Source organism: Polaromonas sp. UBA4122, assembly GCA_002381615.1.
In the GTDB taxonomy this organism is placed as follows: domain Bacteria; phylum Pseudomonadota; class Gammaproteobacteria; order Burkholderiales; family Burkholderiaceae_C; genus Polaromonas.
Map to the genome: position 1 here is coordinate 18,755 of DFWY01000011.1, position 26,081 is coordinate 44,835.

Consider the following 26,081-nt stretch of genomic DNA (forward strand, 5'->3'; position numbering starts at 1 on the left):
GGCCTCCAACGAGAGTAAGTCTCAATTCAGCTGAAACTGCGTATGCCAGCCTAACCCGGAAAATGATTGCTGAACAGGAGAACCTGGACTGGTATTGCTACAGCATTTATGGCTTGCTCGCGGGTGTTAGCGATTTAGGTGAACTTGTATTCCCGGAGCCACCCGAGGTGGCACTCGGTGAACGCGCTTTTGAGATCGTGCTGGCCCGCCGCATGGCCGCTGGCACGGAAGCCACCACCTGGTTTGCGCGCCACGGCTCCACGCCCATCATCGACATCCCAAGCCATTGGCCCGAGGACTACCGTCAGGTCGTGCAGCGCCGCATTGACCTGATTGAAACCGACCGCAACATCCGCCTGATCGAGCGCCCCGAGTACAAACGCCGCTGGAACTCACCGCAGTGGGACGTTTTGGAGAAAACCGCACTACGCGATTGGCTGCTGGCACGGCTCGAACTGCCCCGCTACTGGCCCACCAGCGCTGACCAGCCACCACAGCTCACCTCCACCAGTCGCCTGGCCGACGCTGCCAGGATGGACACCGACTTCATGCAAATCGCTGCACTCTACGCCGGGCATGCTGACTTCGATCCCAGCCAACTCGTCGCCGATCTGGTTGCTGGTGAAGCCGCGCCGTTCTTGCCAGTGCTGCGCTACACCGATGCTGGCCTGCGCAAGCGTAGCCAATGGGAAGACACTTGGGCATTGCAGCGGCGCGAAGATGCGGGTGAAGATTTGACGATCATCGTGGGCAAGATTCCAGTTCCACCCAAATACAAAAGCACCGATTTCCTCAAAACCGACGTCTGGCGCCTTCGCGGCGGTCTGGACGTGCCGAAGGAGCGCTGGATCAGCTTTCCGGGTTGCGAACGCGGGGCCGATGGCAGCCTGGTCATTGCCTGGGCTGGTTGGGACCACCTGCAACAAGCCACCGCCCTCGCCGCGTTTTACCTCGATATGAAAGACAACGAAGGCTGGCCGGCCGATCGCCTGCAACCGTTATTGGCCGGTCTGCTTGAACTGGTGCCCTGGCTGGAGCAATGGCACAACGATGTCGATCCCGTTTATGGCGAGCGCATGGGCCACTATTACAAAGGCTTCGTGTCAGAAGAAGCCCGCGCCCAAGGCTTCACGCTGGATGATTTGAAGGCCTGGAAGCCAATTCCGACGGTGGCGACGCGCGGGCGGCGCAAGGCGGCGGCGTGATTCCATTCCCCGTTCGAATCTACGGACTTACCCCACTTGATTTATCACCGTGATAAACTCATACTCTGACTTGTGGCGGATTGATCCGTCAACGTTACCGCCATTTAACCCATCTAACAAGAAAAGCAGATGGATTGTTGGCGGCCCTTTGATCGACCTTCTTGGTCTTCAATCGTTGTTGAAATCGACGGAATTCGATCTTGATGCCCTTTGGGTGGCAACCGATCGTTGCGAACTTGACCTGGAAAACTATCGATGGACTTACGAGGACGTAGTGCACATGTTGGGCTGTTTGTTGGCAAACGACTATGGCAAATCCGAGTGGTGCCAAGTCAAAGGCGGATCAGTCGTTGCGTGCGATGTTTATGTGATGCCTTACGACGATGCTCGCCGCCAGCGAAGTGCCAAGGGGCTTGAGGTTTACATGAAGTTTTCAATCGATGTATCTGGCGCACTCACCCTTGTTTTGGTGTCGTGCCACCCACCTCGCTAATTTTTACGTCAATGCGACGTCCTGTGTTCTTGCTTAATTGAAGAAACAACCATGATCAAACAAACATTTCCAACTTGCCCTGCCTGCAGGTCGGGTCATCTGCATCCGGCAGAACGCGTTCGAACGTTCAGCCCGCACGGTAAGACCGTAGAGGTGCAGCTGTTGACTTCGCGCTGCGACCAGTGCGGCGAAGAAACGACCCGTGCCGCCCAGCAAAAAGAGAACTTGGTCCGACTGGCAGCGCGCAAGGCGCACTACGGCGGTCTGCTCTTGGGTGAAGATATCCTGGCTTTGCGCAAGCGCTATGGACTGACGCAGCAGGACGCGTCGAAGATTTTCGGCAAGGGAATCATCGCGTTCTCACGGTACGAGAACGAGGTGACTTACCCCGATGACAGCACAACACTGTTGCTGCAGTTGGCGATCGAGAGCCCGTCGGTCATGAAATCGCTGGCTGACAAGGCCAACATTGAGTTGCCCCTCTGGGCGGCTCGTTGTGAGGACGAGCAGCGGGTGAAGGTTCGCCCCTTGACGAAGGTTTACGACGCGGCGCAAGCCGGGTCGCGCCATCAAGAGCGGTACGTGGCGTCAGGAAGCTCTGCGGCGCTGGGCAACAACTTTGCCAAGGCCTGGTCAGTACACCTTGTGCCCACCCGACAAACATTGACTCTGCCGGACGCCAGCAACGAAGGGCGAATGACGAGGAAGGTATCTGCATCATGAAACCGAGCCCCATTCAGCTGTTACAGCTCACATTCAAGCGCGTGCATGTGGAGATCGATCCGGAGCACGCTCCGGCTGAACCACCCAACCCGATGACGACGGTGTTTGTTTTCGACGGCGTCAGCATCACGACTGAAATCGGTTTGGCTGAACTCGACATGGCGCATGAGCGCGGGCCGATGTACCTTGTCTCGCTGCAGCTGTTGATCGATAACCAGCCATTAGCATCGGAGCCGGACCGTAAGTTCTCACCGTACCGCATCGATATAGAGGCTGCGGCCATCATCCTTCTTCCCAAAGGTGCAGAGAACCTTGGCTCACCGCATGACCTTGTTTCTGTGAATGGCGCTGCACTGCTTTGGTCGGCCATTCGGGAGCAACTGCTAACTCTCACATCACGGATGCCTGCCGGACCTGTGATGCTGCCTACTGTGCACTTTCACGACCTCAAGCAGAGCACCCTTGATCCACTTGAAAACCCAGCACCGCAAACTGAAGCTCAGGCCAAGAAATCAGCAAGGGCGAAGGCTACAGGCAAAAAAGTGGCTCCACATTGACGTAAGTTGAAACCCGTCAAGGAACCTGACGCCTAACGCATTTTTAAAAATATGGCGGTTTTTTCGAGTCAGAAGATTGGGCGTGAGGTCTATTTCATCAGCAACGCCTTGTTCACACGGCTGACAGGTTGACCTGCATGGGATGTCTTGATCACAAGCAAATCCACAACATGTTAATTTTTACGAGTTTTTTTTAACATGTTGTTCAAACATGTACAAACAGCCAACATGTCGCGCCAATTGTCACTTGATGTGCGATGACCCAGAGGGAGATAAACAACCATGACACTGCTAAAAGACCTGATCAACATCCCGGAGCGCGTGCACCAGGGCGACTTCGTGCTGAAGCTTTCCGAGGGCGTAACTCACGCCGAAGCGACCTTGCGCGACTATGTGGTGACTCCCCAACTGGTGGACGCTTTTGACAACGCGCTGGGTTTCATCAAGCAATCGGTGGTGACCAGCGGCAGCAAGGCGGCGTACCTGCATGGCTCATTCGGTTCAGGTAAGAGCCACTTTATGGCTGTCCTGAATCTGATTTTGGCAGGCAATACGCAAGCGCGCTCGATACCTGAGTTGGCCGGCGTGGTCGCGCAGCATGGTTGGACGCACGGCAAAAAATTCTTGTTAGTGCCGTACCACATGATCGGTGCCCGTGACATGGAGAGCGCCATTCTTGGGCAATATGCCGACTATGTGCGCAAGCTCCACCCTGAGGCACCCGTCCCCGGCTTTTACCTGGCGGAAGGCCTGTTTGAAGACGCCCGGCGCATGCGCGAACAAATTGGGGATGCAGCCTTTTTCACCAAGCTCAATGAGGTGACAAGCGACAAAGGAGGCAACGGCGGTCACGGAGGAAGTGATAGCGGAGGATGGGGCGATTTGGATACTGGCTGGAATGCAAGCAGTTTTGACGCGGCGACCCTGGAAGCACCCAATGGCGAAGAGCGATCCCGCTTGGTCGGCGACCTGATCAGCAAATACTTTTCCTCGTACCGCACTTTGGCCGGTGGCGGTGAATCGTTTGTGTCGCTCGACAATGGTTTGAGCATCATGACGCGGCACGCGCAAGCCTTGGGTTACGACGCTGTTATTTTGTTCCTGGACGAGCTTGTGTTGTGGTTGGCCAGCCATGCGGCCGACGTGAGTTTTGTGAGCCGAGAAGGCACCAAGCTGGTGAAATTGGTGGAAGCAACCAATGACGACCGGCCGATTCCCTTGGTCAGTTTTGTGGCGCGGCAGCGCGACCTGCGTGATTTGGTTGGCGAAAACCTGGCCGGTTCAGTGCAAGCGCAATTCAGTGACGTTTTGCGCCATTGGGAAGCGCGCTTTCACCGCATCACGCTGGAAGACCGCAATCTACCAGCCATCGCAGAAAAGCGGGTTTTACGCCCCATCAACGAGGCCGCACGCCAAACCTTGCAAGCCGAGTTTGAAAAGATTTTGTCGGTTCGGCGGGAAGTGCTCGACACGCTGCTGACCACGTCGGCTGATCGGGATATGTTCCAGAAGGTGTACCCGTTTTCACCGGCATTGGTGCAAACTTTGATAGCAGTATCTGCGGCGTTACAGCGCGAACGCACAGCGCTCAAGCTGATGATGCAGTTGTTGGTGGACCGCCGCGATGACCTGGAACTGGGTCAACTCATCCCGGTAGGTGATTTGTACGACGCGATCAGTGAAGGCGATGAACCGTTTTCTGAGGGCATGCGGCTGCATTTTGACAATGCCAAGCGCTTGTTCAACCAACGCCTGCTGCCTATGCTGGAGCGTCAACACAACGTAACGCTGGAGGCCATCAAACTCGGCCAAGCCGATGCCACCGCGGCCAAAAACCTGCGTAACGATGCTCGCCTGCTCAAAACGCTGTTGCTGGGTGCCCTGGTGCCCGAGGTGGAATCGCTCAAAGGTTTGACAGCACAACGTCTGGCAGCCTTGAACCACGGCACCTTCAAGTCACCCATCCCTGGTCGAGAAGCACAGGACGTACTGCGTAAATGCCGCGATTGGGCGTCAGAAATTGGCGAGATCAAGATCACCGAAGACCAAAATCCGGTGGTGTCTATCCAGGTCACAGGAGTGGACATTGAGCCCATCCTGAGAGCAGCCGAGGCCAATGACAATGCTGGCAACCGGCGCAAGAAGATCCGGGAATCCCTGTTTGCTGAACTGGGTATTCCTGATGATGGTGCCTTGTTCACCACCTACGAATTCACCTGGCGCGGCACTCGCCGCGAAGTGGAATTGCTCTACGAAAACGTACGCGAAATGACCGATGACCGCTTGCGTGGTCGGTCTGGCGCATGGACTGTGATCTTGGATTTTCCGTTCGATGAGCCCAACCGTAGTCCTGCAGACGACATCGCTCGCTTGGATGCCTACCGTGGTGGCGACACCAAAACCTTGGTTTGGCTACCATCCTTTTTCAGCAACAAAGCGCTGGCTGATTTGGGGCGCCAAGTGATATTGAGCCACATTCTGTCTGGCGACCGGTTCGAGAGCTATGCATCGCACCTGAGTTTTGTGGATCGGGTGCAGGCCAAAGCCTTGGCCAAGAATCAATTGGATTCATTGCGCAGCAAACTGCGAAGCCAGCTGGAAGTGGCCTTTGGCATCAGTTCTGAGCCACGCGACGCGGTCGCCAATGCCTTGACCGCTGACCAGCAATTTCAGTCTTTAGACCCAACCCTGTCGCCACGGCCGCCCGTGGGCGCCAATTTCAAGGAGGCTTTTGAGGCGCTTTTGGGCCAACTTTTTGCGCATCAGTACCCGGCCCATCCAGAATTTGACACTGACATCAAACCGGCGGTCATTCGCAAAATTTGGCCAGAAGTGCAACGCGCCATTGAAGCGACTGACCGTCGTGGTCTGGTGCAGGATTCAGCCACGCGCCGCCTGGTTCGTTCGGTGGTGAACCCCTGCCAATTGGGACAAATGGGCGAAACCCACTTGCTGGTGGAAGACCACTGGCGCTCCCGTTTTGCACAAAGCCATGCGCGTGATGGCGGTGGCGCGATGACGGTGGGCCAATTACGCAAATGGATCGACTTGCCCAACCCGATGGGTCTGCCCTTGGAATTGCAAAACTTGATTATTTTGAGTTTTGCAGCAATGACCAACCGTCGCTTCATTTTGCGCGGTGGTCCCGTGGAGCCCACCATCGACAGCCTGGCCGACGAACTTGAACTTCGGGAGCAATCGCTGCCGGATGCAAGCCATTGGACAACCGCGGTGCAACGCGCCGCCAGCCTGTTTGGCTTGACGGTGCCGCAAACGCTGAATGCTGGCAATGTGGGCCGCCTGGTTGACGATGTGCGTCGCGAAGCCACCGGCAAACGCGAAGCAGTCAGCAAACTGGTGGTCGCTGTGCGAGACCGTGCCACGCGCTATGGCGCATCAACTGCTGGCCGTGTGCGCACCAGTGAGTCAGCCCAGGCCTTGTTGGCCACATTGCAGGCTGCGACCGATGCTGATCTGGTGCAAGCCTTTGCCAGCGCATCCATTGAAACGTCTGAAGCGGCGGTTGGCCGCAGTATGGGCCAAGCCCAGACTGTGGCGGATGCGCTGAACAACGCAAATTGGACCATTTTCGATGCCATGCGGGATCTGCAAGACCATCGCCAAGCGGCCGCAGCGTCCATTTTGAGCCGCCTAACAGAAGTGCTGTCGAGTGAAGAACACGTGATTCCGCTGAAATCAAGGCTGGAAGAGCTTGAACGGGATGCCGTTCGCTTGCTGACCGTTGCGGCTCCTGCGCCCTCGCCTGCTGCACCCACAACCACACCAACCAACGCCGCACCAGTGCCGATGCCAGCGGTACCAACACCGATGCCGTTCACGGGTACTGGAACGCCGCCTGCGGCACCTGTACTGGTGGAAGAGGCGCAAAAGGCAGACCTGGATACGGAAGCGGCAGCCATGGTGTTGAAGAACCTTCAAGATCGACTGCAAGGCGACCATGAGCTGGAGCTGAGTTTGAGTTGGCGCATTCAACGCCGGAGCACCTTGCCATGACGGTATCAGTGCCCCAAATTACCGCGCAACTGGAGGCGGTATTGGCGCGCGAACCGAGTGCATTGGCCATCGCGATCAAATCGCCGACCAAGCAGGTATGGCCTGACGACATCCCTCACCGTGGGCGTCGCTTCGCGCTACGCTGGTGCGACTCGATGCTGGCCATGCGTGAGGCCTTGACTGATGCTGAACAAGCAGACACCGCTCTCGCTGGCCTGGTTTTGCTGACACCGCTGAACACCAACGAAATTGCGGAGGACATTGCTGCACGCCTGGCGCGTGGTCGTGTCTTCCAGCCAGAGGGCTGGGAAATCGTGCGGCAGCTCTTTGGCGCAAAAGAGGTTGATGCCAGGCTGGGACGATATTCCTGGATGCCACAAGTGCTGGTGGATGGTGCAGCCCAAGGTGCCTACACTCCAGTTCCAAACGGTTTTCTTGACCTGGAAACAGCTTGGAAAGAACTGTTGCAACGATTCCTTCAATTGGATACACCGCGACCGGATGCCACGGCTCTGCTGCGATGGACGATGCAACCCACGACCGACGCATCCATCAACTTGCTGCCAGCCAACGCGCGACCGGATGCACTCAACTGGTTAAGTGAATCGGCAGGCATTGCCGGAAAAATGGTGCTCGCATGTATTGAAGCTGGCCGCACCGGCGATGCAATGGCGTTGGGTTTGGTGTGTGGTGTTTTGTATGCCACAGCAGGTGAAGGACAGTCCGCTTTAGGCAACGCTGCCATCCGGCTTGAGCGCTTTGTCAACGATGCCCATGTGGGTGTGGTGGAAGGTCGCGCTTGGGCACAAGCTGCCCAGCAGCTGGTTCGTGATGGTGGCTCTGACATGTATCGATCGGCCCTGGACCGCGCAGATAATTTATTGACCGACTTACGCGTTGGCGAATTCGCACATTTGAGCGATGTTTTGCCGATGGGTTTTGACCAGCGCATGCGCACATTTGCGGCGACGCTGACCCAACATGTGCAAACGCCCACGGACGCAAGCTTGACAGCGGTCGAAGAAGCTGCCAACCGCGTGTTGACGCACGTATTGGCTACCGCTCAAATTCAGCGTGCCGACCGAGTGGAAATGGCACGACGCATGGCGCGTTGGATGGTGCGCCCAGTAACAGCTGCCTCCACAGTGGCCGATTTGGTCTGCTGGCAAGCGGATGAAGGCTCGTTTGTCGATTGGGCACGCTTCAGGCTGCTGGGTGGGGATGAACTGGTGGAGGTGTCGCATGCCTATGAAGCGGTGCGTAGCGCCGCCATCACGCGCCGCAATGCACTGGGTCAACGATTTGCCCAGTCTTTGCAGCGCTGGAACGCGCAGGCACCTGGGCCTGAGGGGCGTATCGTGCCCTTGGAATCAGTGCTTGAGCGCGTGGTCGCTCCGTTAGCGGCACTGCAACCGGTGCTGTTGCTGGTGGTCGATGGCCTGAGCACCAGTATTTTCCGGGAACTATTTGCCAGACCCGAGCGTTTGGGTTGGGCTGAGATGGTGCCGGCCGCTTTGGCCAGGCCGCTGACTGGCGTGGCGGCGTTTCCAACGGTCACGGAAGTGAGCCGTGCCACCTTGCTTTGTGGCCGACTCACGACCGGTACTTCTTCGCTTGAGAAGACGGGGTTCTCGACCCACGCCGAACTGCTGGCCCAATCGCGCGCCGATGTGCCACCCAAGCTTTTCCACAAAGGCGACTTGAGTGATTCGACCAACCTCTCAGGCGAGGTTCGTGCGGCCATTGCCAACCCCCATCAACGTATCGTTGGGCTGGTTTACAACGCTGTTGACGACCATTTGAGCGGTCCGGATCAGCTGAATCAGCGCTGGACGCTCGAAGATCTGCGATTGATTCTGCCAATTCTCAATGAAGCCAAGGCTGCCCGCCGTGTCGTCATAGTCACAGCGGACCATGGGCACCTACTAGAAGATGGCACCACGCAAATCAGCGGTGGCGAAAGTGATCGATGGCGAAATGGCAACGATGCCGTCAATAGCAACGAAATCGTTTTGACCGGTGGAAGAGTGAGAACCGCTAACGGTGCAACAACGGTTGCGTGTTTGTGGAGCGAAAGCGTCAGGTACTCGGGTCGTAAAAATGGCTATCACGGCGGGGTGGCCATGCAAGAGGTCACCGTACCACTGAGCGTGTTGGTGCCGTTTGGCATGAACTTGCCTGAGTGGCAACCCGCACTTCCAGCACAACCAGAGTGGTGGGATCTGCCCAATCTGGCAACTCCTCAGACAATAGTGACCCAAGTGGCTCCGGCAGCTCGAACAACAGTAAGACGGCCAGCGACGCCGGCACCTGGGCAAGACCAGTTGTTTGACGCCTCCGTGGCACCGATTCCAACTGCGGTGCCAATACAAGCAGATGACTGGATCGATACCCTCCTGCAAAGTCAGGTGTACGCCTCCCAGCGCTCATTGGCAGCGCGCGTGGCACCACCCGATGATCAGATGCGCAAACTGCTGTCAGCGCTGGCTGAGCGTGGTGGAAAGCTGTCACGCGCGGCATTGGCCCAACGAATTTCAGTGCCTGAAATTCGATTGACTGGGATGCTGAGCGCCGCACGAAGGGTGCTGAATGTAGACCAGGCGACAGTGCTGCTGGTGGAGGAAGCCGCTGGCACCGTGGAGCTGAATCGAATTTTGCTGCTGCAGCAATTTCGCATCAGCTTGACTGGGGGTGCACGATGATCAGCGCCGCACGACGTGATGACATCATTGGCGCCTTGCGTCGCGGCACGGTTCCAAGCGCTGGGCTGGACGCGTTGGCGGTTGGCATCGACTCCTTTGCACCGACGCTGGATGAAGAGTTGGCAACGGTTTCTTCTGGGCGCGGTGGCTTTAAAGCCGTTCGCGGTGAGTACGGCACCGGCAAGACGTTCTTTGGCCGGTGGTTGCAGGAGCGAGCGCGTGCCAAAGGCTTTGCCACTAGCGAAGTGCAAATCAACGAAACCGAAACGCCCTTGCATCGATTGGAGACAATTTACCGTCGGCTGGTCGAACGCCTGGGCACAGCAGATAGCAGCACCGGTGCATTTCGCAGTGTCATTGACGGATGGTTTTTTGCCCTGGAACAAGATGTTTTGGCGGATGGCTCCATTGACGCCAACGATGCGAACGCACTTTTAGAGCGAACCCAAGCGCTGATGGAAGCGCAGCTGGCGACCATCAGCAAGACAGCGCCGGCGTTTTCGGCAGTTCTGCGAACTTACCGTCGAGCCTTGGCCGACGGCGACAACCAGCTTGCCGAAGGATTGATCAGCTGGCTGGCTGGCCAGCCCAATGTGGCGGCCAGCGTGAAGCGCGCAGCTGGCATCAAAGGTGAACTCGACCACTTTGGTGCAGCCAATTTCCTGATCGGATTGCTGACGATTCTGCGTGACAGCGGCTTCCCTGGCCTGGTGCTGGTTCTGGACGAAGTGGAAACGCTGCAGCGCATGCGCGCCGACACGCGCGAACGCGGCTTGAATGCCTTGCGCCAGTTGATCGATGAGATTGATGCGGGCCGCTTTCCGGGGCTGTACCTGGTCATCACTGGAACACCGGCATTCTTTGACGGCGCCCAAGGGGTTCAACGGCTTGCGCCACTGGCTCAGCGTTTGCATGTGGATTTTGGTACGGACCGAAAATTTGACAATCCGCGCGCTGTGCAAATTCGACTGGCACCTTTTGATCAGGGTTCCCTGGTGGCCGTGGGTAAACGCGTGCGCGATATTTATGCGGATACGCAGCCCAATGAGGCGCGTCTACGTCGCGTGGTCGATGACACCTACATTGAGGTTTTAGCCCACGCCGTGGCAGGCGGTCTTGGTGGAAAAGTGGGCGTGGCACCGCGCTTATTCCTGAAGAAACTGGTAGCCGATGTGCTTGATCGGGTCGATTTGCATGAAAGTTTTGACCCAAGTCAGCACTACAAGCTGACCTTGGCCGAGACCGAAATGACCGCCAATGAAAGGGCTGCAGCCAGTGCCACCAGTGTGGATGACATTGAACTGTGAGTGAATTCGAAAAGCTCCATCCGGCGCTTCAGTATCACGTCGTGAATTCGCTGGGCTGGAACAGCTTGCGCCCAACCCAATTACAGGCGATTGATCCGATTCTGTCCGGCGTGCATTGCCTTTTGCTGGCACCCACGGCGGGAGGAAAGACTGAGGCCGCCATCATTCCCGTTTTATCCCGAATGATGACGCATGCGTGGCCAGGCGTGAGTGTGATTTACGTCTGCCCAATCAAAGCCCTATTGAATAATTTGGAGCAACGGCTGTCCTATTACGCTGGACTGGTCGGCCGACGTGTCGCGGTGTGGCATGGAGATGTTTCGCAGTCTCAAAAAAGCCATGCCGTCAAAGATGCACCCGATATTCTGTTGACGACGCCGGAATCGCTGGAAGGCATGTTGGTCTCCACCCGCATTGACCGCAAGGCCTGGTTCGGCAATTTGAGGGTGGTGATTGCCGATGAACTTCATGCTTTTGCTGCCGATGACCGTGGCTGGCACATGCGAGCGGTGCTACACCGACTGCAGCAATACGTCCCCCAAGAAATGCAACGGCTTGGTCTGTCAGCGACCGTCAGCAACCCGGAAGAGCTGCTGAACTGGTTTGCGCCCACAGGCCTAAAGAAGGTTGTCGGCAGTGCCTCAGTCAGCACCGATGCGGATGTCACCATCGACTTCGTTGGCTCACTGCTCAACGCTGGAACCGTGATCGCACGCCTTCATCGGGGCAGCAAACGCCTGGTTTTTTGCGACTCACGCAGCAGCGCCGAACAGCTGACCAGCATGCTGCGTGGTCAGGATGTACGCACGTTTTTAAGCCACGCATCGCTCAGTCACTCAGAGCGAAAGATGGCGGAAACCGCCTTTGCAGAAGAAAAAGACTGCGTGATTGTCGCAACCTCAACGCTGGAGCTGGGCATCGACGTTGGCGATCTTGACCATGTGATCCAGATAGATGCGCCGGCGACTGTGTCATCGTTTTTGCAACGCATGGGTCGTACTGGCCGCCGAAGTGGGGCACGAAGAAGCTGTTTGTTCCTGTGCACCAATGACGACTCACTTATGTTGGCGATGGGAATTTGTCGTTTGTGGAGTGAAGCATGGGTGGAAGCGGCGTACCCGCCCCCTGAACCTTGGGCGATCGTCGCACAGCAGGCCATGGCAGCCACCCTGGAACGTTCCCAATGGCCGAGGCGAGAACTGATTTCACTTCTGTGCGGTGCTTTCCCTGAATCCAACACACAGGGCATCTCAGATGTCATCAGCCACATGGTGGATACGGGCTACCTGATGGACACGGATGGGGTTCTTCAAATTGGACCCATGACCGAAAAGCAATTCGGCCGCGCACATTACAAAGACCTTCTGGCGTCATTCTCTGGGGCCCAGCTGCTCTTGGGTCGCTTTGGCAGCGTCGAGGTGGGGTACATCGATCCCACGATGCTGACCGGCGAAAAGCAAGATCGATTAATCCTGCTGGCCGGCAAAAGCTGGCGCATCACGGATGTGGACTGGAAGCGGAAAACAGTCTGGCTTGAGCCTGCCAAAGAAGGCGGCAAGGCCCGTTGGACTGGAAGTGGACGGACCCTGAGTCGCGAGATCGCGCAGGGGATTTTTCGAGCACTACGCCAGGGTAACGGCGAGCATGCAGTGATTTCAAAACGGGCTCGGCTTGAAATCGACCTGGTTATAGAAGATTTGCCTGACACTGGCAACAGCCTTTCGATGGCAATCACCAGGAACGACTCGGGTGCTGCACGACTGTGGACCTTTGGTGGCACCCGAGCGAATCGCTGTATCGCCAAACAAATTCAATCGCGGGTTGAGGTCAGACGTGTTGACGCGATTGGGCTGGACCTTAAAACACCTATTGACCCTAATGAGCTGAGTCCTGAACTCTTGGCTGCAGAGCTGAAGTTTTCTCCTGAAGAAATCAAAGATCTTGCGAAGCCGATCAAGTTTTCAGAATGCCTGCCTGCGCACTTGCTGGTTCAGATTATTATGATGAGGCAGTTTGAAAATCACGATTTTGGCTAACCGGCTGTTCTGCAAGTTTGGTGTGCCGCGGCTTCATCAGGAAAACCTACCAGTCCGCAAAGCTGCATGGGCATGACCCGTGGACTTATCTCAAGGACGTGCTGACAAGACCCTGTCAGAGAGGCGCGCCGGCTCCTATCCGTTCGACAATCAGTTTGTAGTGTTCGGGACGACGATGCTTGGCGAAGTTGAACCAGTGCTCTCTATAATTACGGCCCAAGTTCAGGTCAATTTTTGAGACAATCACTTCGTCCTCTTCGCTAGTCGACTGCGCCACGACTTCTCCGGTCGGTGCGACGATGGCAGAACCACCAATCATGTGATGCCCATCCTCAGATCCGCACTTGCCCGCAGCGCCTACCCATAGCGCGTTCTGGTAAGCGCCTGATTGAAGCGATAACAGATGATGGAACATGCCATTCTGGACAGGTTCATTCCAGTATATATTCGACGATGGTGTGTTATATCCAAGCACAACCAGCTCGGCACTTTGCAGTGACAACATCCTGTATGTCTCCGGCCAGCGGCGATCATTGCACAAGCACATACCGATAAAGGTATCCAGCATCGATGAAACGCGGAAACCTTGGTCACCCACTTCGAAATATTTTTTCTCCAGATGCTGGAAGGTCGCGTCAACTTTGTGCTCGGTGTGTCCAGGGAGATGGATCTTACGATATTTGCCAACAATGGCGGCACTCTTGTCGACGAGAATCGAAGTATTGAAATAACGGCCTTCAGGTGTGAGTTCGGCATAGCCGAGGTAAAAGCCGATACCCAGTTTTCTCGCCTCGTCGAATAACGGTTGTATGTACATATTGGGCATGCTAGTTTCAAAATATTCGTTGAGCACTGCCGTATCTTCGATCCAGTAACGCGGGAAAAAAGTCGTTAACGTCAGCTCGGGGAAAACCACCAGGTCAGCCTGACGGCTTTTTGCTTCGCGCAACATTTCTACCAGTCGTTTCACCACCGCAGCGCGCGAATCGGCCAGATGTATCGGTCCCATTTGCGCTATGGCGAGCCCCATCTTGCGAGCAGAATCAGTCATATGCAGATCATCTTTCTTATCTTGGTCTTATAAACATGCGGACTCTCAGCGGCGCTAAAGGACAGCATGCGAATACGGGATTGCTAATTAATCAGCCAGATCACGGCGCCGCAGCACCTTGCCGCCGCGGTAATCGGTTTGCGTACCGTTTTGCCAAGCCGTTTTACCGTTAACGATCACATGCGAAATGCCTGCCGCCGGTGTTGTGGGGTGCTCGAACGTCGCCATGTCAATGATGGTGTCCGCATTGAAAATAGTCAGGTCGGCATACATTCCGACTTGAACTAGGCCGCGGTTCTTAATTCCAAATTGGCTAGCGGACAATCCCGTCATACGATGCACGGCATCTTCTAAGGACAATATCTTCAAATCACGCACATATCGACCGAGAACTCGAGGAAAAGTACCCCAAAGTCTGGGATGGGGATGTTTGTCTTCCGGCAGGCCGTCCGAGCCGATCATCGCGCCAGGTGAACACATGATGCGCGCCACATCCTCTTCGTCCATCATGAAATAAATCGCGCCTCCCGGCTGAAGCCGCTCGATCGCCTCGGCGCGTGAACACCCGAGTGTTTGCGCTACCTGGTCGAGGTCGGATGCACAGAATTCCGGATGCGGATCGGACCAACTGATCAATGTCTTAAGGGCCTGACCGACCATGATTTCATTAAGCACTGTCGAACACGCGGTATAAGGATAGACGTCTAGCGACACTTTTTGATGCTTACGCGCTGCTTTGAACAAGGCAAGCGTCTCGACGCTTCTGCCAAAGTTTTGCTGCCCCATGCATTTGTGATGCGAAACAATTACCGGGGCTTCGATCGCCTTTCCGATCTCCAGTGCCTCCTGAATGCTTTGCACCACATCGTCGGCCTCGTCGCGCATATGGGTGGTATACACCCCGTCGTAGTATTTCAGCGGCCGTGCGACTTCGATCACTTCGCGTGTCGAGGCAGCGCGTGCTGGCGGATAAAAAAGGCCGGTTGACAAGCCTATCGACCCTTGCTCCAGGGACTGGGTCAACAGCGCACGCATCGCAGCGATTTCGTCGTCGGTGGCAACCCGATCAAGGTCATCTTCTCCCATGACATTCATGCGCAACGTTGTATGCCCAGTCAGAAACGCTGCATTGACCGCCGGTCCTGCAGCGGTCACTTTTTTCAGGTAATTTTCCAGCGAATCGGCAATGAATTGATCCGATTTAAAAACCATACGCAGCAGGCCGGGCGGATCTCCTACATAAGAATACGGTGCACCGCTAATGCCGCAATTGCCGCAAATAACGGTCGTGACACCCTGGCTTAATTTCTCCGTCATCGAAGGACGGGCAATGACCCCGGCATCGTCATGGGTGTGCACGTCGATAAATCCGGGCGCAACCACCTGTCTTGTCGCGTCGATCCATATTTTCGCTTTTTCGTCTTTCAAATCGCCGATCTTTACAATCCGTTCACCCAGGATGGCGACATCCTGAACAATCCCGGGCTGGCCGCTGCCATCAATCACGGAGCCATTGCTGATGATGCAATCGTAATACTTGGATTCTTCCGACATCTGTAATTCCTATTGGTTAATCGAAGTTTCTGCGCCATCAGCGCAAGCGCATTCAGACCGCGGGTATTCCTGCATGATTGGGTTGCATAGATCTGAAATTCTGGAAATCCCAGTCACGGCTAGGTGCGGCTTCTATCAACGTTCGCGTATATTCATGCTCTGGTGCGGCCAACACTTTCTCGGCCGTACCTGATTCGACAATTCGCCCTCGCTGCATCACCACAATCGTGTCGCAAATCTGTGCGGCGACACGCAGATCATGTGTGATAAACAGGACTGCAATACCGGTTCGCTCGCGGATGTCCTCAAGTAGTGCCAAGACCTGGGCCTGCACCGAGACATCAAGCGCGGACACGGCCTCGTCCGCCACCAGGATATCCGGCTTCAGGGCAAGAGCGCGGGCGATGCAAATGCGTTGACGCTGGCCACCAGAAAACTGGTGCGGGTAGCGTTGCATCACTTCAGGGCCCAGGCCGACTAGCCGCAGCAATTCGCGCGCCTGCGGCAGCGCTTCCTCACGAGTTACGCCAAAGTTGAGCAGCCCTTCAATAATCGAGTCGCCTATCGGCAACCTTGGATTGAGGGAGCGATAAGGGTCCTGAAATACGAACTGAATGCGCTGACGGAAACTGCGCAGCGTGCCACGACTTGCGAGGGCTATATCGAGTCCCTTGACTCGGACGGTGCCTGAAGTGGGGTCGATCAGACGCACGATGCACCGAGCAACAGTCGATTTTCCGGATCCAGATTCGCCGACGACGCCGAGAATCTCGCCACGACGAAGCGTCAAATTAACGTCCTGAGCCGCAGCTACGGATCGACCACTCCCGAAGATATGTTTTTCAACGTAGGTTTTGTTCAGCGCCGCAATGTCCAGGACAGTCTCCCTTGTCAGAACAGCACGCTGTTTCGGAACCAGACTGGGGACCGACGATACAAGCATCCGGGTATAGGCCTCACGGGGTTGCGTAAGAAGATTCTCACGTGTGCCCACTTCAACCACGTGGCCGCGATTCATTACGACGATGCGGTCCGCGATTTCGGCGACAACACCGAAATCATGGGTAATAAACATGACCGCGGTGTCATGCCGCTCCTGTAACTCACGGATGAGCAGTAGTATCTGCTTTTGAGTGGTTACGTCCAGCGCCGTAGTAGGTTCGTCCGCAATCAGCAATTTGGGCTCGAGAATCAACGCCATGGCAATCACGATTCGCTGGCGCTGCCCGCCAGACAACTGATGCGGATACGAGTCGTAAATGCGCTTGACATCCGGTAGGTGCACCGATTCCAGCATCGCCAGTACCTTCTCCCGGCGTTCCGACCGCGTGAGCTTGGTATGCAGTGTCAGCACTTCATCAATCTGCCTGCCGACTGTTTCCACCGGATTGAGCGCCGTCATCGGCTCCTGAAACACCATCGCCATACGAGTCGCGCGCATCTCGCGCAAACGCTGCTCGCTGGCCAACAGGATGTTTTCGCCTTCAACCATAACCGTCCCGCCGCTTACTGCAAGCTCGCCTTTAGGCAGCAGTCCAATAACGGACAGAGAAGACACCGATTTACCGGAGCCGGATTCTCCGACCACGCACACCGTCTCGCCAGCCTTGATATCAAAGCTGACATTTTCTATGACATGTTGGGCGGCGGCGCTTCCCACCACCCGAACTGAAAGATTCTCTATTGTCAGGACCGGCTTGCCCGTGTCGGAACCAGTGTTAGAAATTGTGGGGTTCATGGCGTAGGACGTTAAGGAGTCAAGCAAAAATAACTTGAACGGATTGAAGGGAATAGTCCAAGTGGCGCAGGAATGAGGCGCACGGCGATGTCTGCGACAGAAATGAATAGTCCGTCATAGCTTGCGTGCCATTCTAGGGTCCAGTGCATCGCGCATCGCGTCGCCAAGAACGTTCACGCTCAGTACCGTAAAAGATAGCAAGATACCCGGATAGAGGATGAACTCTGGCCGCAACTGAAAGTACATGCGACCTTCAGCCATAATGTTTCCCCATGATGAAGTCTCCGACGGAAGTCCTGCCCCCAAAAAACTCAGAATCGCCTCGGTAATAATTGCCGACGCAAAAATGTAGGTCCCCTGTACGATCAGCGGCGCTATAGTGTTTGGCACAAGATGCCGAAGAAGAATGACAGGTACTGGCGTGCCAAGCGTTATTGCGGCTTCCACATATGGCTCTGCTCGCACGGTAAGGATGACGCTACGCACCAGTCGCACCACACGCGGGATTTCAGGGATGGTGATTGCTACCAGGACAGTAACTAAGCTAGAGCCAGACAGCGATACAAGTGCAATAGCCAACAGAATGCCTGGAATGGCCATGAGTCCGTCCATAAACCGCATGATCACTGCATCAGCACGGCGGAAGTAGCCGGCGATCACGCCGATGAAGAGACCAGCAGCGATACTGACGGCCGCCGCGCCCGACCCGGCAATAAGTGAAATGCGTGCTCCATACAGCACGCGCGAGTACAAATCACGTCCGAACGCATCGGTGCCAAGCCAATGGGCTGCGGAGACGTGCTTAAGCCTCTCCGCAGGATCAACCAGGGTCGGATCCGAGGTCCACAGCAGGGGCGCGCACAACGCAATGATGACAAGCGCACCGAGCATCAGTATGGCTGCCAGAACCGGTCCGCTTTTCATCGTCCGCTTCAGCTGGGAAAACAGGGTCGGCGCAGATGCATTGCCTATAGTTTCTTGCGTCTGCGATAGTGATGAAAGCGCGATCGCGACCGGCAATACGAGCATTTTATTTTCGATATTATCCATGGGATCCTCAATAGCGTATGCGCGGATCGAATACCGTGTAGAGAATATCCACCACCAAGTTGATCATAATATTGATGAAAGAAAAAAACAGAATCAGACCCTGAATCACCGGGTAGTCGCGTGCTAATACAGCCTCGACCACCAGTCGCCCAAGACCTGGTAGATTGAACACCGATTCAGTGACGACAACACCGCTGATGAGCATGGCAATGCCGACACCGATGATGGTGATAATTGGGACTGCTGCGTTGCGCAATGCGTGACGCAACAATACAGTACGTTCCTTCGAGCCTTTGGCTCGTGCGGTCCGGATATAGTCCTCTCCCATCACCTCGATGATGCTGGTTCGTGTGATCCTGGCGATCAGTGCGATATATACCGTACTTAGTGCGAGCGTCGGCAGCGCCAAGGTTTGCAGGAACGGCCAGAGTCCGGCACTCGGCGGCTTATAGCCTTGCACTGGAAACCATCCAAGATCAATCGCAAAAAATAGAATCAACAAGTAGCTTGTGACAAACACCGGCAGCGAAAACCCAAGCACGGAAAACGCCATCACAGCGCGGTCCAGCAGCTTGCCTTGACGCCACGCCGCAATCACGCCAAGCGGTACTGCGACGATGACCGTGAGGAAGATGGTCGCGCTGGCCAGCGCCAGCGAAGGCCCGATGCGGTCGGCAAGCATCCCGATTACCGGCACGCCGGAAATCAGTGACACACCTAGGTCGCCCTTCAACAGCTGCGCCATCCACATGAAGAACTGGATGTAAATCGGTTGGTCCAGTCCCATGTAACTGCGTATGCCTTCCAATTGTTCGGCAGTGGCGTTATCCCCCGCTATGATGGCCGCCGGGTCACCCGGCGTCATGCGAAGGATGGCAAATATGACCACCGCGACCATCGCCATGACCGGAATTGTGGCAAGCAAACGCCGTCCAACGAATCTGAGCATGATGAATCTACTTACCGGTTTTTTTCATGTTCCAGAAAACGGGCACAGATCCTTCCAAAATGCCGCTCAGGCTGGTGCGATACGCGCTCGGAATAGAAAACTCACCAAGTGGAACAATCACACCTTCTTCGTACACGAGCTTCTGGATTTCTTCGCTCAGCTTCTTGCGTTCAGCTGCATCGGTGGTGTGCGCGAATTGCTGGCGCAGTTGTTCTATCTTGGGGATGTCAGGCCAGCCGAACCACGCCTGCTTTCCGTTTGTGGCGATCTGGAAGTTGCGCAGCGGATCAACGATGTCGGGAATCACGTTGAATGTCGAAAAGATGCTCCATCCGCCCTCCGTAGGCGGTTTCTGAATTGCGCGACGGACGATGACAGACTGCCAGTCCATTGCTTGCAGTTGGACCACGAAACCGGCCTTGCGCAACGCCTGCGCGATGACCACAGGTTGCGCCGCCAATATATTAATATCTGTCGGTTGCAGGATCACTACAGGCGTACCGTCGTATTTAGCCTCTTTGAGGAGCTGCTTTGCCTTTTCAATGTTTGAGGGCACTACCATGTCGGCCCCGCCCGTGCTGCTGTACTCCGTGCCGCATCCGAACACCGATGGGCAGGTCTTGTAGTATTTGGGATTGCCAACCACCGCCTTCATCACGTCTTCCTGGCTTACCGCATACATCGCTGCTTGCCGAAGTAGCTTGTTGTTGAAGGGAGCGTGCAGGTGGTTAAAGCGATAAACCGTTTGGTAACCCAATTTGTCCACGACCTCAACTTTGATGCCGGCTTTACCCTCAACCATCGGCAACAGATCATAGGGCACCTGTTCGACATAGTCTATTTCACCATTTGCCAAGGCGTTGAGGGTGGTCAGGCTGTCAGGCATGGTGACCCATTCGACACGATCGACATGTACAACCTTGCCGCCCGCTAAGCCACTGGGGGCCTCGGTACGCGGCACGTAATCCTTATTCTTTTCGTAGACCACCTTGATACCCGGCTTGAAATCAGCTGCCACGAACTTGAATGGTCCGGATCCGATATATTCCTTGATTGCCTGTGTCGATGGTGTCTCAGCAATCCGTTTGGGCATCATGAAGGGCGGTGGGCCGCTTGGCTTTGCCAGCGCTTGCAGCACGAGGTCTGTAGGTTGCTTCAGGGTGATCTGAAACGACTTGTCGTTCACCGTCTTCATGCCGACAACCATCGTCATCAAGATCTGCCCCATTTTGTCTTGCTCAGACCACCGCTTGATCGATGCAACGCAGTCTTCGGCCTTAACCGGCGCGCCATCGTGCCATTTCAGGCCGTGGCGTAGCGTGAAAGTATATGTTTTCTTGTCTGACGAGATGTCCCACTTTTCGGCCATCTGTGGCCGAATCTTGTTATCGGCATCTGTAGCCAACAACGTGTCGTAAATCATGTAGCCATGATTACGTGTCATATACGCAGTTGTTATGATGGGATCTAATACACGCAATCCCGATTGCATCACCGCGGTAACGGTTTGTGCGCCTACGCCGGCGCAAGACATGCCTGCGGATAACGCTGCTACAAACGCTAGCACGCGTAGCGGACGAACCTTGTAATTTGTAAATGCGATCATATTGTCTCCTTATTTAATAAATTAATTACCTACTTACGAAAACTGCTGTGCTTAATCTTTATTGCTATTTTTCAACAACTAGGCTGATATTGCAAATTTGATGACATGAAGTAAAGTCAGGTGACGCCATACGGCGTAGCGTCACGCCCGCGTTTATATTTGTCCGCTTAGGCGATCGTTAGAGCAAAGTTTCGGTCACCAGCAACTATTGTCTTACCGCGCGCGAGGAAGCCGACGTATTCGTCGTCGGGAACGAACAGCCCGCCGGTACTCCAGAGGAGATGTGTCGCCCCGCTCATTTTGTTCGTCAGGTTGTTGGCTGCTAAGTAGTGCCGGCCGGCTTCGCTGTTAAGTAACATCTGCGGTCCATTGAATCCGGCTGCTGCGGAAGGCTCTATTTTGATTCCCTCGGTTTCATTCAGGAGGTATAACGAACGGAACAGGTCATCATCTTTCACGGTGAAGACACCGGACAACAACGGCCACATCATATCGATGGCCAGCTCAGAGGCGCGCGGCACTGCGAGTCCATCAGCTTCCGTATTGCCATCGAGACCGATGTCATAGACGGAGATACCGGCATGATCGGGGTGCAGCATCCGTACCAGGAAGCAAGGCGAAGCAGTAGGTTCGGCAAAAAAGCAATGCACGTGGTCGCCGAAGATTTGTTTAAGCCCGAACGCGATGCCGGACGGGGCACCGCCTACTCCGCAAGGCAGATAAACAAACAACGGATGTCTCGCATCAACACCGATCCCGCTTTGGTGGAACTGACTTTGCAGACGCAAAGCGGCCACACTGTAACCTAGGAACAGGGATAATGAACGCTCGTCATCAACAAAATAGCTGTATGGATCGGCCTCCGCTTCGCGCCGCCCTGCATCAACGGCTTTCTCATAGTCGCCAGCATGTTCGATGACTTGCACCCCGAGCTTGCGCAACCTGTCTTTTTTCCATTTCTTCGAATTGAATGACATGTGCACGACAGCCTTGAACCCCAAAGCGGCAGCAATAGTGCCGATACTCATGCCAAGGTTGCCGGTCGATCCGACCGCGACTTGATACCGCCCAAAAAGCGCGCGTGCTTTGGGGAGGCCGAGCTGTAAATAATCGCTGTCACTATCGATCAATCCATGATCCAGAGCTAGCTTCTCTGCAAACTCGAGCACTTCATGAATACCGCCGCGCGCCTTGATTGATCCGGCGATAGGCAATGCGTGATCGGCTTTGATCCAGAGCGCACCCGCTTCTGGAGGATGAGAAAGGGCCCGCGCAAAGCTTGGTATCGAGATCAGATCTGACTCGATCATGCCCCCGAATTGTGCAACTTCTGGAAACAGTTCGGCCAACAGCGGACCAAACCGGTGCAACCGGTCAGCAGTCCGTTCCATATCGACGTAACTAATACTACTCGCCATCGGTGCTGTCCGTGGCAGGCAGTGGTATTGATTTATCCACAAGCATGGCGAAGCGGATACCAAATCGGCTTTGATCGTGTCTGAAAAAATGATATTTCCCATGTAAAACTTCCAATGAGAAAACTTTATCACGATAGCGTCGCCGCAAACAAACGGTTAATATCAATATGTCTATTACTAAGGCTAATAATGAATAGTTATCTTTCGTCATCCCTATTGTCGTGGCTACGGTGTTTTGAGACGACCGCTCGCCATGCCAGCTTTACCAAGGCGGCGTGGGAATTAAATATCACTCAGGGAGCAGTCAGTCAGCAGGTGAAGCGGCTGGAAGACTGGGCCGGACTTCCTTTGTTTAACCGAACACCGCGCGCACTAACATTGACCGCAAAGGGTGCGAAGTTGTATGCTGTTGTGACGGAATCCCTGCAGGAAATAAAGATGGCGCTGTCGCAACTGCGCAGTGAAAAAGTCAGCGACCCGCTGCATCTCAGTTGCTCATCCTCGTTTGCCATGCTCTGGTTGATGCCGCGGCTTGGCGATTTTTTTAGGGACCATTCGGGATTGGGGTTGCGTGTCTTTGCTGAATATCATGCGCTCGACCACGCCCTCATGGTGCACCAGGGGATTGAAGGAGCCATCCGGTTTGATCTGGGGAGTTACACGAACGTCAACTGCACAAAATTCCTCGACGAACTGCTTTTCCCTGTGGCAAGTCCCGCTTTTGTCGAGGCACACCCAGAAATTAAGACGCCACAAGATCTAACCGGGTCGTTTTTGTTGCACGATGTGACGCCGTGGGACGGGGCTGACGAATTTGAGGAATGGGACTCGTGGCTGAGGGCTGCAGGCGTTCGACTGCCAGATGTTCACAAGGGGCAGCGCTTCAATCTGTCGCAGCTTGCGATAAGCGCAGCAGTTGCTGGGCAAGGCATAGCCATCGGTCGATCTGCCCTGATGATAGAAGATATTATTGCAGGACGCCTGATAGACCTTTTTGGGATTTTGGTTCCATCGAAAGCGGCCTATTATTTTATTTCTGCCTCCGAATTTTCAACCAAGAATGAGGTTATTGTTGATTGGCTGACGAAGGAGGCAAAGCACTTTGAAGAAAAAAGAAATTTGGCTCTAATGGCCCGCCGGTAAGATTCATGTAAAAAAACTGCCACAGCGACCAAATCTTTTAACGGTAGGGTCATGCGAGTCGGCATCTCCTCGGGTTTCAGGTCGGTTGAGTAGTTACCGAATCGCTTGAGCTTGCTGGTGGCATATGGGCTCAAAAAAGCCAAATCGGCAGGGCGGATGTTGACTCCCTAGGATTTCAGTGTATGTAGCGCTTGGGACTGGTCCACGACGTTTTGGAGCGCAACTGCGTTTGCTACGAGTTCGTTATAGACGATGGCCTTTTCCTGATCGGCCGAATTACTGGACCGGAGATGGCCTGACGCCCCGAAAGCAAGGTGCTTCGCGAACTTGTGGTGTCGTTCGATTTTTGTTTTCCCCTTGTGGACCGTGCGACGCAGAGAGTCGTTCATGATCAATTCCAGTAGGTACGTAGTACGCACCGCGTTCCCAAGCTCCTTCAAGGCGAGAGCGAATCGATTTCGCGTGCTGTAGCTAATGACCCTCGCCAGGACCGCAGAAGGTGCGAGTGCGCCGATTTGGATAGCCAGCGCGAGTTGCATGAATTGCGGATAGTGCTCCTGAATCAACGAAGCCAGGGAGAGACTTCTCGACTGTCTGCGCCAATGCCCATTCGTCCTTCACGCCTTGCTTGTCCACCGAAGCCTTGGAGGTTGTGTCGTATTAGTGCCTACTCGCTGGAACAAATCGGACAACTCTACCGTGACCGTGCGGACTGTGAAAACGGCTTTGATGAGATCAAAAACCAGTGGGGCTGGGGTGGCTACATCACGCACGATATTGAGCGCTGCGCCTTAAGCGCCAGCGCGGTGGCGCTGATTTACAACTGGTGGAGTTGGTATGTGCGTCTGGCCAACCCGAAGTCCAGGCTGGAGGCCAAGACCAGCCGACCCAAGTTACTGAGTGCCGTTGGACGACTGAGCACGCATGGCCGGGTGAATAAGATCGTACTGGCGCTGACCCACGAAGCGGCAGATCAGATCAAGGCCATGATTGCCAATGTCCGTGCGGGTGTTGAGCACATTCGAAGCACTGCGCCGCAGTTCGAAGGAGCACAGCGCTCCAACACCTCACTTCCGGGCCTCCTGCGCCTGGGTAACTGAGGAAAATAGGTTGAATGGCGGTCCCCCTGGGCGGACAGCATGCATGCAAGTGTATTGTTTTTGGTCAAAGGAAAGTAAGCGGTATGCGGCTGCGGCGCTCATATGCAAAAAGGCCCCGAAGGGCCTTTTCTACAGCACGACTATGTCGCGACGGACTTTTACTTCCTGGCAGCGCGCTTGACTGCCTTTACGGGAGCGGCCGCTTTTGGCGCCGCCTTGGCAGCGACCTTCGCCTTCGGTGCGGCAGGCGCAGGCGTTGCAGGAGCGGCCTTCAGTGCAGTACGTTGATCACGCAGCACATTGATTTCTGCGTTGATCTTGTCCTTGCGTCCGGTCAGCTTCGCAATGCTGCTGCTCAGCTTTGCAATGGCCTTGGCGGTCTTGGACACGGGTGCCTTTTTTGCAGCTGGCTTAACCGCCTTGGCCGGAGTCTTCACTTTCGCAGGTGCTGCAGCCTTGGGGGCCGCCTTTTTCGCAGTTGCCATTTTCTGATTTCCTTTTTTTTGGTGAGCTGGCAAAGTTGTTTTTGCCAGTGCCGGTATTGTGATCATTTTTTCCGGCGCCATCGATTGGACTCGGCTGACGTCAATGAACCTGGGCCATGCAAGCTGCGCTGCAACCCACTGAGCACTCTTGAAGCGCTGGCTTTTTTCAATGCCAACGCTGGCCGCCTGCTTTGGACGCACTACATTTTCTGGGCCATCGCCAGCAGCTCGAGCGCCATGGCCTCCACATCATGCTGGTACAGATAAACCGCGCGCTGGGTCTCCTGCCCCCAACTCTCGAGCTCCAGGTAAGCAAAGCAGGGGTACTTGCAAGGCGGTGGGTGCTGGGCGTCCGAAAAGCGCCCTTCTTCTGCTTGAACCCAGAGCTTCCAGGACGTTGGACTGGTCAGTAGTTTCATCGCTTGATCCTCAGGTGCTAGCTCGTCATGACCGGGATTCTGGCACTGCTTGGAGCACCACCCGATGGCGCATGCCGTGCACCACCAACTCGCTCACCACCTCGATTGGTACGCCGCGGGCGGGCGCCTGGCGCACAAAGGTAGGCCCATCCAGTGCGGGCTGGCTTTTTTCGCACCAGCGCGGACCGAGCCCGGCACCCCCGCGAAGTTATTCGCCAGGGTGCGCGACTACTTGCCATCCAATATTTCGATTCGTGGTTCTGGCGTCCCAGACCAAATCATCCGATAGGCCTCGGTCTTTCGGACGTTGCCAACCAATGCCGGCCTGAAGCACGCCAGGTTTGTTCCAGCCGCATGGCGCACGCTGGGGTAGACAACACCGAGGGACCCGCTTTCAAGCAACTGAGCCGCCAGTGACTGCGACGGGACGTAGCTTCCTGGATCCAGGCAGTCTTCGAAGCCTCCACCAGCGCGCAAGTCATGAAACACTGCGTTGAAGTCTGCAAGAAAGCCCTGGTATGTGACGCTGTC

21 protein-coding genes and 1 pseudogene are annotated in these 26,081 nt (G+C 55.4%); 11 read left to right on the forward strand and 11 right to left on the reverse strand.

Going from position 1 to position 26,081, the window contains the following annotated elements; genetic code table 11:
• The 9 genes and pseudogenes from pglX to B3F77_RS20875 all read left to right on the forward strand — a co-directional run.
• A partial coding sequence (pglX, locus tag B3F77_RS01930; RefSeq protein ID WP_293603319.1) for a BREX-2 system adenine-specific DNA-methyltransferase PglX occupies window positions 1-1,205 on the forward strand: 1,205 nt, incomplete at its 5' end.
• A gap of 70 nt (window positions 1,206-1,275) precedes the next feature.
• Entirely contained in the window at window positions 1,276-1,698 is a 423-nt protein-coding gene (locus B3F77_RS01935; RefSeq protein WP_293603320.1) for a hypothetical protein, read from the forward strand.
• Window positions 1,699-1,749: 51 nt separating this feature from the next.
• Complete coding sequence (locus tag B3F77_RS01940) at window positions 1,750-2,421, forward strand: type II TA system antitoxin MqsA family protein (RefSeq protein WP_293603321.1); 672 nt, start codon at window positions 1,750-1,752, stop codon at window positions 2,419-2,421.
• A complete protein-coding gene (locus tag B3F77_RS01945; protein WP_293603322.1) occupies window positions 2,418-2,978 on the forward strand; it encodes a hypothetical protein in 561 nt (186 codons plus the stop codon). Before B3F77_RS01940 ends, B3F77_RS01945 begins: the two co-directional genes overlap by 4 nt.
• A gap of 282 nt (window positions 2,979-3,260) precedes the next feature.
• The gene (locus B3F77_RS01950; RefSeq protein ID WP_293603323.1) at window positions 3,261-6,992 is read left to right on the forward strand and encodes a phage resistance protein; all 3,732 of its coding nucleotides are present in this window, start codon (window positions 3,261-3,263) and stop codon (window positions 6,990-6,992) included.
• Window positions 6,989-9,694 carry a BREX-2 system phosphatase PglZ gene (pglZ, locus tag B3F77_RS01955; RefSeq protein WP_293603324.1) on the forward strand — a complete coding sequence of 902 codons (2,706 nt, stop codon included), beginning with the start codon at window positions 6,989-6,991 and terminating at the stop codon, window positions 9,692-9,694. The genes B3F77_RS01950 and pglZ overlap by 4 nt, the downstream gene beginning before the upstream one ends.
• Window positions 9,691-11,001: a BREX system ATP-binding protein BrxD gene (gene brxD, locus B3F77_RS01960; RefSeq protein ID WP_293603325.1), complete on the forward strand. Its 1,311-nt coding sequence runs from the start codon at window positions 9,691-9,693 to the stop codon at window positions 10,999-11,001. Before pglZ ends, brxD begins: the two co-directional genes overlap by 4 nt.
• Window positions 10,998-13,037 (forward strand): DEAD/DEAH box helicase, encoded by a 2,040-nt coding sequence (locus tag B3F77_RS01965; protein ID WP_293603326.1) that lies wholly within the window; start codon window positions 10,998-11,000, stop codon window positions 13,035-13,037. The genes brxD and B3F77_RS01965 overlap by 4 nt, the downstream gene beginning before the upstream one ends.
• A gap of 35 nt (window positions 13,038-13,072) precedes the next feature.
• Window positions 13,073-13,198 (forward strand): annotated as a pseudogene (locus tag B3F77_RS20875) (transposase domain-containing protein); the annotation flags it as partial.
• Here the strand turns inward: B3F77_RS20875 and B3F77_RS01970 are convergent.
• From B3F77_RS01970 to B3F77_RS02000, 7 genes are all read right to left on the reverse strand, one after another.
• Window positions 13,153-14,088: an N-carbamoyl-D-amino-acid hydrolase gene (locus tag B3F77_RS01970; protein WP_293603327.1), complete on the reverse strand. Its 936-nt coding sequence runs from the start codon at window positions 14,086-14,088 to the stop codon at window positions 13,153-13,155. The pseudogene B3F77_RS20875 and the gene B3F77_RS01970 overlap by 46 nt on opposite strands.
• A gap of 87 nt (window positions 14,089-14,175) precedes the next feature.
• The gene (locus B3F77_RS01975) at window positions 14,176-15,642 is read right to left on the reverse strand and encodes an N-acyl-D-amino-acid deacylase family protein (RefSeq protein WP_293603328.1); all 1,467 of its coding nucleotides are present in this window, start codon (window positions 15,640-15,642) and stop codon (window positions 14,176-14,178) included.
• A 52-nt stretch (window positions 15,643-15,694) separates the two neighbouring features.
• Complete coding sequence (locus B3F77_RS01980; RefSeq protein WP_293603329.1) at window positions 15,695-17,380, reverse strand: ABC transporter ATP-binding protein; 1,686 nt, start codon at window positions 17,378-17,380, stop codon at window positions 15,695-15,697.
• A 114-nt stretch (window positions 17,381-17,494) separates the two neighbouring features.
• Window positions 17,495-18,304 carry an ABC transporter permease gene (locus B3F77_RS01985; RefSeq protein ID WP_293603339.1) on the reverse strand — a complete coding sequence of 270 codons (810 nt, stop codon included), beginning with the start codon at window positions 18,302-18,304 and terminating at the stop codon, window positions 17,495-17,497.
• 133 nt (window positions 18,305-18,437) lie between these two features.
• Complete coding sequence (locus tag B3F77_RS01990) at window positions 18,438-19,379, reverse strand: ABC transporter permease (protein WP_293603330.1); 942 nt, start codon at window positions 19,377-19,379, stop codon at window positions 18,438-18,440.
• A 7-nt stretch (window positions 19,380-19,386) separates the two neighbouring features.
• The gene (locus tag B3F77_RS01995; RefSeq protein WP_414702942.1) at window positions 19,387-20,946 is read right to left on the reverse strand and encodes an ABC transporter substrate-binding protein; all 1,560 of its coding nucleotides are present in this window, start codon (window positions 20,944-20,946) and stop codon (window positions 19,387-19,389) included.
• 206 nt (window positions 20,947-21,152) lie between these two features.
• Entirely contained in the window at window positions 21,153-22,505 is a 1,353-nt protein-coding gene (locus tag B3F77_RS02000) for a D-serine ammonia-lyase (protein WP_293603331.1), read from the reverse strand.
• An 87-nt stretch (window positions 22,506-22,592) separates the two neighbouring features.
• On the opposite strand from B3F77_RS02000, the gene B3F77_RS02005 reads away from it, so the two are divergent.
• A complete protein-coding gene (locus B3F77_RS02005) occupies window positions 22,593-23,546 on the forward strand; it encodes a LysR family transcriptional regulator (RefSeq protein ID WP_293603332.1) in 954 nt (317 codons plus the stop codon).
• Window positions 23,547-23,713: 167 nt separating this feature from the next.
• On the opposite strand, the gene B3F77_RS02010 is transcribed toward B3F77_RS02005, so the two are convergent.
• Complete coding sequence (locus B3F77_RS02010; protein ID WP_293603333.1) at window positions 23,714-24,112, reverse strand: Tn3 family transposase; 399 nt, start codon at window positions 24,110-24,112, stop codon at window positions 23,714-23,716.
• Window positions 24,113-24,196: 84 nt separating this feature from the next.
• Here B3F77_RS02010 and B3F77_RS02015 point away from each other — a divergent pair, with 84 nt between their 5' ends.
• Window positions 24,197-24,646 (forward strand): hypothetical protein, encoded by a 450-nt coding sequence (locus B3F77_RS02015; protein ID WP_293603334.1) that lies wholly within the window; start codon window positions 24,197-24,199, stop codon window positions 24,644-24,646.
• A gap of 158 nt (window positions 24,647-24,804) precedes the next feature.
• On the opposite strand, the gene B3F77_RS02020 is transcribed toward B3F77_RS02015, so the two are convergent.
• The 3 genes from B3F77_RS02020 to B3F77_RS02030 form a co-directional block, all read right to left on the reverse strand.
• Window positions 24,805-25,212, reverse strand: a complete 408-nt coding sequence (locus tag B3F77_RS02020) for a histone protein (RefSeq protein WP_293603335.1) — start codon at window positions 25,210-25,212, stop codon at window positions 24,805-24,807.
• Window positions 25,213-25,331: 119 nt separating this feature from the next.
• Window positions 25,332-25,550 carry a hypothetical protein gene (locus B3F77_RS02025; RefSeq protein ID WP_293603336.1) on the reverse strand — a complete coding sequence of 73 codons (219 nt, stop codon included), beginning with the start codon at window positions 25,548-25,550 and terminating at the stop codon, window positions 25,332-25,334.
• 228 nt (window positions 25,551-25,778) lie between these two features.
• Window positions 25,779-26,081 (reverse strand): RES family NAD+ phosphorylase (locus tag B3F77_RS02030; RefSeq protein ID WP_293603337.1); only part of this gene is annotated, 303 nt, incomplete at its 5' end.